Raw genomic sequence first — 3,639 nt, forward strand, 5'->3', positions numbered from 1 at the left:
CCCTGGAATGATGGGTGGCGAAAAACACCGTCGCTGGTTACTTCGCTGAAAGCTACTTCGCAAACCAGATCAGGCTTCAACCATGTTGCTTTTGCTTTAGGTGGATTTGGCCTGAAACGTGATGGCTTGTTCACATCCGGTATGGTATCAAACGGACTTTTATCGGTAATGAGCGGCTTAAACTGCGCCATCATTTCCTTTTGTACCTTATCCGAAAAGCCGGTACCCACTTTACCCACATACTGCAGACTTTCACCCTCATAAACCCCCAACAGCAAAGAGCTGAAATGCTTTGAGGTATCCTCGTTTTTGGTAAAGCCGGCAATTACCACCTCCTGCCGTTTGCTAACCTTGATCTTAAGCCATTCTTTCGACCGCAGATCTGCCGAGTAGGTACTGCTTGCTTTTTTGGCGATAATCCCCTCCAGGCCCATCCTTTCGGCTGCTTTAAAAAAGTCGGTACCACTGGCATTAAATACTTTGCTTACGCGGATGCGGTCATCATCGGCAGGTAAAACAGCCTTTAATATAGCCTGGCGCCGGGTAAGGGGTAGGTCCATGAGGTTTTTACCATCGTACCAAAGAATATCGAACACGTAGTAAACCAATTCGCCATCGGCCTCGCTGCGCCAGTTTTGCAGGTTGCCGAAATTGGAGATTCCCTTATCATTCAAAACCAATATTTCGCCATCAAGCACTGCATTAATCTCCCAGCCCTGCAACAGTTTACGGATGGGGTAAAATTTTTCGTTAAAGGTTTTGTTATTACGCGATAGCAATTCCACCTCGCCTTTATTGATAAAAGCAAGGGCGCGGTAGCCGTCCCATTTCACCTCGTAAACCCAATCAGGATCATCAAAGGGCTCATCAACCAAAGTTGCCAGCATGGGCTTTATTCCCGTTGGAATTTTGGCTTTGGGCGCTTTTTTTAATATAGCAGTGGTATCAATATCCTCCGGCTCGGCCACACTTTCTTTAGGCTCGGTTRCTTCAATCAATTTTTTTATTGATGCCGGCTTCTTTGGCTTTTCTATATCCTCTGCATGACCATGCTGCCAAACCTTGTCGCCGGTTTTTTCCATGGCCTCAATGGTTTTACCAGAGAGCACCGATTTATCTTCTTTAGTGACATCCTTTTTAGATGCAAAATCATCATCGTGTTTAATCAGCAGCCAGGCATTATCGCCCATGCCATGGGTTTTAACCAGGGCAAACTCGCCCTCCAGTTTTTTGCCGTGCAGCTTTATTTTGAGCGAACCTGATTTTAGTTGTTTAAGCAGTGCCTTTTCCTGTTGTTTTTTATCTTTTATTTCTTCAATGGGCTCATATGTCCCCTCATCCCATACAATGACTGTACCGCCGCCATATTCGCCCTGCGGAATGATGCCCTCAAAATTTCGGTAATCATAGGGATGATCCTCCACCATCATGGCCAGCCGCTTGGTTTTAGGGTCGGTGGATGGCCCTTTGGGTATTGCCCAGCTTTTGAGTACACCATCCATCTCCAGCCTGAAATCATAATGCAGGCGTGAAGCATCGTGTTTTTGAATAACAAAGGTAAGGCTATCCTTATCCCGGCTTTTTCCGGCTTTGGGCTCGGCGGTCTTGGTAAAATCCCGCTTTTCGGCATATTTTTCCAGGCTCATGATAAATGATGTTTTTTAGGATAACATCATACGGCGAGAGAAAGTTTCGGCGTAATTAAATCCCGAAGTTTACATCAGCGTTAAAGCCCTCTCCCGAGAAGAGGGCAAAATGAAATCGTTATTTTTTATTAGCTATTTTACGAYCATTATCCCGATTAGAGGTTTGGTCGCTGCGCTGGCCGCCGCCATTAGTGATACCAGCTTGTTTTTTTGCCGCTTTTTGATCTGTAAAAGCCCTGTCGGATGTTGAATTACCCTGCATATTTCCACTGCGATTTAAATCCTGTTGATTTTTCATGATCTGATAATTAAGTAAACAATAATCAATTGACACAAGAAGTGTGCCGGGAGGAAGCCCACTTGTTTCAAAATATTTTTTTAAAACCCTTTGTCCAATATTTGTTGTTCCATTTGATATAGATGTATAAGTCAAATTTTAAACGATCTAAAAATCAAACATCATGAGAAAGTTAACAGCATTTAATTTTGTAACCTTAAATGGTTTTTATAAAGATGCCAGTGGCACAACCGCCTGGCATGAACATGACGACGAAGGCAGCAGGTTTGCCGGGGATAATATGCAGGCCGGTAACATATTGCTTTTTGGGCGTATCACCTATGAAATGATGGCCGGTTTCTGGCCTTCGCCTATGGCCCTGGAAAGCATGCCCGAAGTTGCCAAAGGCATGAACGACGCCCAAAAAATTGTTTTCTCAAAAACATTAAAAAAGGCAGACTGGCAAAATACTACAATCGTCAGCGACATGATAGCCGAAGTTAAAAAGCTAAAGCAAACACCCGGCCACGACCTGACGATATTGGGCAGCGGCAATATCATTAGCCAACTGGCCGACGAGGGTTTGTTAGATGGCATTCAGCTCATGATTGACCCAATAGCCCTGGGCAGCGGTACACCGATATTCAACGGCGTAAACAAACAACTCAACCTGGAATTAACGGATACCAAAATATTTGAAAGCGGGGCTGTGTTGCTTGCCTATCAATTATTATAAAATGTAAATTGGCAGGAGTTAAACCAATACCCAAAAAACCAGTCGTACCACCACAAAAAACATAAACTATGAAAAAGTTATTATTAATGATAGCGCTTATAGCCGGTTTAGGCCTGTTTGCTAATGCACAAGACAAAGCCCCTGTAACACCTGCTTTAAAAGCATCCAAACAAACCAAGGTATTAACCCAACAATTAAACCTTAACAATAGCCAGATCAGTAAGGTGAACGCCGTGTTGCTGGAGCAGGCTAAAAGCCTGGATAGCTTAAAAGCGCTTAAAACAACCAATGACAAAAAAGAGCAGAAATATGCGCATAAACTGATACGTGACCAGGCTGATGCGAAATTAAAGGCGATACTTACTCCTGAGCAAAAAACTAAATATGTTGCTTTAGTAGCAGCGAAAAAAGAAAAAAAGGAAGCTAAGAAAAAGGCTGATGCCGCACCCGCCGCACAGAATTAATGCTGTAATATTATTTTATTGATTGAACCCTTAAAAGCCGCCATAAGTACCGCGGCTTTTAAATTTATACTTGTTGTTTTACTACTTATTGTTGGCTAACCAATATTACCACAAAAAGAAAATAATTAATGTAAATCATACAATAATTCATAAAAAATAACGTATTTATTTTTAATACGCGAAATCGAATGCTGTAAACTTTGTGATATTTTTTATAAAGTTTACTACTTTTTAAAATTCAAAGTCATATTGATATCATTGATGCTTAAAATAAACATATTGATATACAGGCGATAACGTGTTAAAACAACAATTATTTTATTATCAATATTACATAGTAAGTTGTTAATTTTTATCAAATTGTTAATAATTAATATTTTTACTTAAAACATTTGCAAAATAAAAGATGTGTTGTATATTTGCAGTGTAATAAATGTAAGGCGCTGAACGGCAGCAACAGATGGTTCGAGACCTCCCTTACAGCTCTTCTCATAATTTAGGTTTATAATTGGTTAG

Annotated in this window: 4 protein-coding genes; 2 read left to right on the top strand and 2 right to left on the bottom strand. The window is 41.1% G+C overall.

Annotation, left to right across the window (positions count from 1 at the left end; translation table 11 throughout):
- Together ligD and AC1DPZ_RS23935 are read right to left on the bottom strand one after the other, a co-directional pair.
- The coding region (gene ligD / locus AC1DPZ_RS23930) for a non-homologous end-joining DNA ligase (protein WP_477408198.1) at positions 1 to 1,646 on the bottom strand (1,646 nt) is incomplete at its 3' end.
- Between the two features lie 118 nt (positions 1,647 to 1,764).
- The gene (locus AC1DPZ_RS23935) at positions 1,765 to 2,079 is read right to left on the bottom strand and encodes a hypothetical protein (RefSeq protein ID WP_477408200.1); all 315 of its coding nucleotides are present in this window, start codon (positions 2,077 to 2,079) and stop codon (positions 1,765 to 1,767) included.
- A gap of 28 nt (positions 2,080 to 2,107) precedes the next feature.
- On the opposite strand from AC1DPZ_RS23935, the gene AC1DPZ_RS23940 reads away from it, so the two are divergent.
- Complete coding sequence (locus tag AC1DPZ_RS23940) at positions 2,108 to 2,659, top strand: dihydrofolate reductase family protein (RefSeq protein WP_477408202.1); 552 nt, start codon at positions 2,108 to 2,110, stop codon at positions 2,657 to 2,659.
- A 68-nt stretch (positions 2,660 to 2,727) separates the two neighbouring features.
- Positions 2,728 to 3,123: a hypothetical protein gene (locus AC1DPZ_RS23945; RefSeq protein ID WP_477408204.1), complete on the top strand. Its 396-nt coding sequence runs from the start codon at positions 2,728 to 2,730 to the stop codon at positions 3,121 to 3,123.
- The last annotated feature ends 516 nt before the right edge of the window (positions 3,124 to 3,639 follow it).

The sequence above is a fragment of the Mucilaginibacter sp. P4_G9 genome (assembly GCF_056400985.1).

What these genes read in the sequence shown, in the direction of transcription:
- AC1DPZ_RS23940 (WP_477408202.1), top strand. Translation starts at nt 2,108, where the DNA reads ATGAGAAAGTTAACAGCATTTAATTTTGTAACCTTAAATGGTTTTTAT.
- AC1DPZ_RS23945 (WP_477408204.1), top strand. Translation starts at nt 2,728, where the DNA reads ATGAAAAAGTTATTATTAATGATAGCGCTTATAGCCGGTTTAGGCCTG.